5 protein-coding genes and 2 rRNA genes are annotated in these 7,270 nt (G+C 37.8%); 1 reads left to right on the forward strand and 6 read right to left on the reverse strand.

Annotation, left to right across the window (positions count from 1 at the left end):
- Positions 1–159: ribosomal RNA gene (locus DL897_RS17735) — 23S ribosomal RNA — on the reverse strand; the annotation flags it as partial.
- Between the two features lie 499 nt (positions 160–658).
- Between DL897_RS17735 and DL897_RS17740 the strand changes: the two genes are divergently transcribed.
- Positions 659–1,963: an ArsB/NhaD family transporter gene (locus tag DL897_RS17740; protein ID WP_113660449.1), complete on the forward strand. Its 1,305-nt coding sequence runs from the start codon at positions 659–661 to the stop codon at positions 1,961–1,963.
- 64 nt (positions 1,964–2,027) lie between these two features.
- On the opposite strand, the gene DL897_RS17745 is transcribed toward DL897_RS17740, so the two are convergent.
- The 5 genes from DL897_RS17745 to DL897_RS17765 all read right to left on the reverse strand — a co-directional run.
- Positions 2,028–3,686 (reverse strand): glycerol-3-phosphate dehydrogenase/oxidase, encoded by a 1,659-nt coding sequence (locus DL897_RS17745; protein ID WP_113660450.1) that lies wholly within the window; start codon positions 3,684–3,686, stop codon positions 2,028–2,030.
- Between the two features lie 117 nt (positions 3,687–3,803).
- Positions 3,804–5,297: a glycerol kinase GlpK gene (gene glpK, locus DL897_RS17750; RefSeq protein WP_113660451.1), complete on the reverse strand. Its 1,494-nt coding sequence runs from the start codon at positions 5,295–5,297 to the stop codon at positions 3,804–3,806.
- Positions 5,298–5,371: 74 nt separating this feature from the next.
- Positions 5,372–6,085, reverse strand: a complete 714-nt coding sequence (locus DL897_RS17755) for an MIP/aquaporin family protein (RefSeq protein ID WP_113660452.1) — start codon at positions 6,083–6,085, stop codon at positions 5,372–5,374.
- 189 nt (positions 6,086–6,274) lie between these two features.
- A complete protein-coding gene (locus tag DL897_RS17760; protein ID WP_113660453.1) occupies positions 6,275–6,823 on the reverse strand; it encodes a glycerol-3-phosphate responsive antiterminator in 549 nt (182 codons plus the stop codon).
- Between the two features lie 245 nt (positions 6,824–7,068).
- Positions 7,069–7,270, reverse strand: a 16S ribosomal RNA gene (locus DL897_RS17765); the annotation flags it as partial.

Genomic DNA, 7,270 nt, shown 5'->3' on the forward strand with positions numbered 1-7,270 from the left:
CAGGTAGAGGTACCAGTCCTTCAGACTGGTGGGTTGCCCCATTCGGAAATCTCCGGATCAAAGCTCACTTACAGCTCCCCGAAGCATATCGGTGTTCGTCCCGTCCTTCATCGGCTCCTGGCGCCAAGGCATCCTCCGTGTGCCCTTACTAGCTTAACCTACCTAAGCCTAATATTTTAAGGTACTCACTCTCGGTGAATGTTTTTCCCTTGACTATCATTTCCTTATCTAATTTTCAAGGTGCGTTTCATTTTGTTTCACCGCATCTCGCGGCGACATGTAATAATATATCATGCTGATTTATTAAATGCAACCCTTTTTGTAAAAAATATTTCACTCAAAATATCTCTTTGTTATTCCTATTTATCTTAATCAAAAAAACTTATTTTATGCTATATCTTTTAAATTCTTTATACAAGAAAACCTTCCTTCATAAATTAAAATAAGATAATATTCATCTTATATCATATATGCTAAAAATGTTATACAATTATTCGTATAATTCCCATCTACAATTAACTCGGTTCTTAGGATTGTTAATTATCAATTTCCATAAATAGGTTTTTTGTTAATAAAAATACATATACCGCTCTTGCTATCTTCCGTATAAGATACCTCTATTATAATAAAAATAGTAATTAGGAAAGGAGACTTCATTTTGCTATCTACAATTTTGGCTATTCTAATTTTTATTGTCATTTATACCTTTATTATTACTGAAAAGTTTAATCGAGCAATACTCGCTTTAATTGGGGCCTCATCCATGGTTATCATCGGAATTATCGATATCGAAAAGGCTTTTACTCACTATATTGAATGGGAAACCATTACCTTACTTATCGGTATGATGATTCTAGTAGGGATTACCAATAAAACGGGAATTTTCCAATATTTAGCAGTTAAAACGGCCAAAATATCCAAAGGAAATCCCATTCGTATTTTGATTAGTTTATCCTTGCTTACTGCGGTTGCCTCTGCTTTTTTAGATAATGTGACAACTGTTTTATTAATTGTTCCTGTCACCTTATCAATCACAAAGATGCTTGAGGTCAATCCGATTCCATTTTTGATCTCTGAAATTTTAGCCTCGAATATTGGAGGAACAGCCACCTTAATTGGTGACCCTCCTAATATTATGATTGGTTCAGAGAACAAACATTTAACCTTTAATGCTTTCTTATTTAACTTAGCCCCAATCGTTATAGTAATCTTAGTGATTACGCTCTTTTTACTCTATCTAATCTATCGACGCAAATTACGTGTTGAAGAACATAAAATGCAACGAGTTATGGAGCTTGATGAGAAAGAATATATTCAAGATGCAGTACTTCTCAAGAAATCTCTTTTTATCCTTGCTTTTACGATCGTTGGCTTTATTCTTCACTCTATTATCCATATTGAAGCATCCGTTATTGCAATTACAGGTGCTACACTGCTTATGTTATTTGGCTTAAAATCCGAAGAAGTGGATGATGCTTTTCAGTCGGTGGAATGGGTTACTATCTTCTTTTTCGCTGGATTATTTACCTTAGTAGGTGGTTTACAAGAAGTGGGCGTCATTAAATACCTAGCTTCGCAATTACTCGATATTACCAATGGAAATATACCTTTTGCTGCTATCCTTATCTTATGGGGTTCAGGAATTGCTTCCGCATTTATTGATAATATTCCTTTCGTAGCTACAATGATTCCATTAATCAATGATATGGCAGCCCACCTAGGATTATCGATTGATTCTCCACAAATTAATGCACTATGGTGGTCACTTGCTTTAGGAGCATGCTTAGGTGGGAATGGTACCATTATTGGTGCTTCCGCCAATGTAGTCGTTGCAGATCTTGCTGCTAAAAATGGACAGTCACTCGGTTATATCGAATATCTAAAAATCGCCGCTCCACTTACCTTATTAGCCTTACTTATTTCTCATATATATGTCTATCTACGTTATTTAATCTATCTCTAAACAAAAAAGACCTACATCTTTATACGATCGAAAGATGTAGGTCTTCCATCTATTGACAGAATGACTAAACTGCTTGCGTGGCTATTTTAATTTCAAACTCTAACTGCTCTTTATACTTTGCTTCATCCTCTAGACTCCAATTTAGCTTATCTTTCATTAGTTGGATCACTGGCTGTTTCCACTTTTTCATCCAATCAATATTAAACAAAAGGCTTCCTGTGCGGCGAATAAAGAAGTCAGCTGGTGTTGCCGTGAGCTCATAATCAATACCATACACAATCATGCCATATACTTCTAAAGAAAGCCCATATTTTTCAACTTCTTTTTTTCCATCCCGTATCATTTTAAAAACTTCATCAACATTACTACCATAATGTTTAGCTAATCTTCGTGCCTCTTCTTTTTTTAGTCCAACTTTCATTCCTTCTTCTGTTTTCATCACTACAAAATCAGAAAAATTCGCAGATCCTCCTACATCTCCTCCAGAAATCACAATACGATCTGTTTGGCATGAGTTAAATGTTCTTCCTTCTTCTTGTGTTAACTCTTTGACTACTAAATCAACCGTTCGTTCAGCCATTTTCCGATAACCTGTCAGTTTTCCACCAGCAATCGTAATTAAACCTGATGGAGAGTAAAAGATTTCATCTTTTCGAGAGATTTCTGATGGTGACTTGCCTTCTTCGTGAATTAGAGGACGCACCCCTGCCCAGCTTGATTCAATATCTTCTCGTTTCAGTTGAACGGTTGGAAACATATCATTCACTGCTTTTAAAATATAATCCATATCATCTTTCGTCATACGTGGATGTTTTAAATCCTCATGAAAATCGGTATCCGTTGTACCCATATACACCTTTTGATCACGTGGAATAGCAAATAACATTCGACCATCTGGTGCATCAAAATAAACAGCTTGCTTTAACGGAAAGCGATCTTTATCTACAACTAAATGAACTCCCTTCGTCCAATGCAGATATTTTCCTGTTTTCGAGCCATCTTTTTCACGTAACTCATCACACCAAGGACCTGTTGCATTCACAATTTTTTTGGCACAGATCTCATAAGATTGACCTGTAAGTTGATCAATGGCTTTTACACCTACCAACTTTCCATTTTGATAAAGTAGTTCCTCTGCCTTCATATAATTAAATGCTTTCGCACCCAGTTCTATAGCCTTTTTAAGTATCTCTATCGTAAGCCTTGCATCATCTGTACGATATTCTACATAGAACCCTGCTCCTTTTAATCCATCTGTTTGAATAAGAGGCTCCTTCTGTAAAGTTTCTTCCTTGTTAAGCATTTTACGACGTTCATTTTTCTTTACACCCGCAAGATAGTCATACATCCAAATTCCCACAGAACTTGCTAGTTTCCCATAAGTCCCTCCTTTAAAAATAGGTAAAATCATCCATTGGGGCTGAGTCACATGAGGCCCATTTTCATAGACAATAGACCGCTCCTTACCAACTTCCGCAACCAGTTTGACTTCTAATTGTTTCAAATAACGAAGACCACCATGTACGAGTTTGGTGGAACGGCTAGATGTTCCCGCAGCAAAATCCTGCATTTCAATTAAAACCGTATTTAAACCACGTGACTGCGCATCCAATGCAATTCCAGCTCCTGTAATTCCTCCACCAACTACTAATAAATCTATTTCTTGGCGTGATACATCTGCCATCCATTTGTTACGATATTTCACTGAAAAGATCGGTTTCATCTCGGTACCTCCTTGATATAAATAAAAAAACCACAAAACCCCTTCGAAAACCAAGAGGCAATGTGGTTTATCTCCAAATCTCACCCTAGATTAACTTGTCTCATCAAAGAAAAATAACTATTTAAAAGTTCGAGTTGCATATACTGCCTTTTTCCAACCATTATACAATTGACCTCTTTTTTTGTCATCCATTTGTACCTGGAAAGATTGATCGATAACCCAGTTGTCTGCTATCTCCCGTTTATCCTCCCAAAAGCCTACAGCGAGTCCTGCCAAATATGCGGCACCTAAAGCAGTTGTTTCCAAAACAACAGGTCGTTCTACAGGGACATTTAAAATATCGCTCTGAAATTGCATGAGGAAATTATTAGCAGTAGCCCCTCCATCAACACGTAGTTTTTTTAGATTGATACCTGAGTCTGCTTCCATTGATGTTAGTACATCTTTGGTTTGATAAGCTAAAGATTCTAATGTAGCACGGACTAAATGAGCTTGTGTCGTTCCTCTTGTTAAGCCAAATATCGCTCCGCGTGCGTCTGAATCCCAGTATGGAGTCCCTAGTCCCACAAAAGCAGGTACCATATATACTCCATTACTTGAGTTAACTCCATTTGCCAGTATTTCACTATCTCTGGCCTGTTTAATGATTTGCAAGCCATCACGTAACCATTGTATTGCTGATCCAGCAACAAAAATACTTCCCTCTAACGCATAAGTTATCTTTCCGTCTATGCCCCAAGCAATCGTTGTTAAGAGACCATGCTTAGACTGTACAGCTTTTTCCCCCGTATTCATAAGCATGAAACAGCCAGTTCCATAGGTATTTTTAGCCATACCTGCTTCAAAACAAGCCTGTCCGAAGAGTGCCGCTTGTTGATCACCAGCAATTCCCGATATTGGAACTTCTTCACCAAAAAAAAGCGACTTTTCAGTTACTGTATACACTTCTGATGAAGAACATACCTCAGGCAACATGGATTTAGGTACTTGCAAAATATCTAAAAGTTCATCATCCCACTTTTGTTCATAAATATTATACATAAGAGTACGTGAGGCATTAGAATAATCGGTTACATGCCGTTTCCCCCCCGACAACTTCCAAACTAGCCATGAATCTATCGTTCCAAATAACAAGTCTCCTTTTGCTGCTTTCTGATGTGCTCCTTCTACATGATCCAGAATCCACTTGACTTTCGTTCCAGAGAAATAAGCATCGATAAGTAGACCTGTTTTTTCTCGAACTAGATCTTCATATCCTTTCTGTTTTAACTCTTCGCATATTTCAGCTGTTTGACGTGATTGCCAAACAATTGCATGATAAATAGGTTGTCCCGTATGACGATCCCAAACAACCGCTGTTTCTCTCTGATTGGTAATGCCTATGGCAGCAATCTCATGTACGGACACAGATGCTTTGGCTAGTACTTCTGAGATAACACTTTGGACAGAGCCCCAAATCTCCATCGCATCATGCTCTACCCAACCCGCTTGTGGGAAGATTTGCCTAAATTCCTTTTGAGCCACATTTTTTATTTTTCCATATTGATCAAAAAGAATAGCCCGAGAACTCGTTGTCCCTTGATCAATTGATATAATATATTTCTTTTTCAATCATAACACCTCATTCTTAAAAATAGATGATTAGTTAGACAGACACTCATTTTAAATATTGGCTGTGATACACTCTATAAAAAAATGATTCTATATACTAAAGCTGCTAATACTCCACCGATCATGGGGCCAACAACTGGAACCCAAGCATATTTCCAGTTTGAATGTCCCTTCCCAGCAATCGGTAAAACAAAATGAGCAATCCGCGGTCCTAAGTCACGAGCCGGATTAATAGCATATCCAGTAGTTCCACCCAAAGATAATCCAATAGCTACTATAAGAAAACCGACGATAAGAGTTTGGAGTCCATCAGCAAACTTCATCCCTTTAGCTCCTAAAGCAAGTATGGAAATGACTAATACAAAAGTACCTATAATCTCGCTTAGTAAGTTAGAAAGGGTACTCGGAATAGCAGGAGATGTTGAAAAAACACCTAACTTAACTCCTGGATCCTCGGTTTCTTTCCAATGGGGGAGATAATGTAACCATACAATGACAGCTCCCAAAAAGGCTCCCATCATTTGCGCAATAATATAAGTTCCTACTTGATGCCAAGCAAATTTCCCAGCTACAGCTAATCCTATGGTTAAAGCTGGATTTAGATGGGCTCCACTGTAATTTCCTACTATATATGCTGCAATCATAACGCCTAATCCCCAGCCAAAAGTAATCACAATCCAACCAGAATTTTGGGAAAACGATTTTTTTAGATTTACACCCGCGCACACACCACCACCGAAAACAATTAAAAGCATAGTACCTATCAACTCAGCCAAAAACGGAGACATATAAAACCTCCTTCGATCAAAATTTTAGTTCTTAGGGGATAAAAAAAGAATCACTAAACTACCCTCTTTCCAACCCGAAAAAGGAATTAGTGATTCTCCCCGTCTCAACACTGCTATTAACTTAATCAATTGAAAACGTTTACAATTTAATAATAAAATAATTTAATTCATTTTGCAACTGTTTTATTATCACTTCCATAAATGCCTTGTAGAAGTTGTAATAGCAACCGCTCCTGCTTTTAGTGCTTCTTTTGCTTCATCTTTTGTTCGAATGAGTCCACCTGCTAGAATAGGAATGTTTATGGTTTCAAATACTTCTTGAATAATATGAGGGATTACTCCAGGTAACACCTCTATATAGTCCGGCTGAAAACTACGGAGCAAGCGGTAACTAGTATTTAATGCATGGGTATCTAATAAAAAGATACGTTGAATGGCAATGAGTGATCGTTTCTTCGCCATACTGACTACTGGAGTACGAGTAGAGATGATCCCTGCAGGCTTTATTACTTGACATAAAAACTCGCTACCATATTCATCACTTCGTAATCCTTGAACTAAATCCGCATGTAATAATACTTTTTTCTGGTGGCGATTAGCTAGCTGTATTAAGGACTGTAATTGAGCTATATGACTATTTAATAAAATAACATATTCATAGTCAGTTTTCATGAGCTTTTCAAAGTCTTTGATACTACCTGCCGCAGGTAGAATTTTCTGCTTTTGAAAATGATTCATCGACTACCATCTCCAATTGAAAAGTCCCTTTTTCTATCATAAGCGAATGAACACTCTAATAATAACTTACTACAAACAAGAGAAAAAGACATATTTCCTCTAATGGATGATTTGTTCAAATTTTAAATAAAAAAATCCTCCATCTAAAAGAGATAGAGGATTTTCGTATTCCTTGAAAACTAAAGGTGAGACATGACCCGAGAGGTTTCGATTCAAAAATTTGTATCCATAAAGATACTCCGTAGAAAGGAGGTGATCCATCCCCACCTTCCGGTAGGGATACCTTGTTACGACTTCACCCCAATCATCTGCCCCACCTTCGGCGGCTGGGTCCGTGAGGTTCCCTCACCGACTTCGGGTGTTGCAAACTCTCGTGGTGTGACGGGCGGTGTGTACAAGGCCCGGGAACGTATTCACCGCGGCATGCTGATCCGCGATTACTAGCGA

Origin of the sequence: Thermoflavimicrobium daqui, assembly GCF_003313465.1 — a bacterium.
Taxonomy (GTDB): domain Bacteria; phylum Bacillota; class Bacilli; order Thermoactinomycetales; family Thermoactinomycetaceae; genus Thermoflavimicrobium; species Thermoflavimicrobium daqui.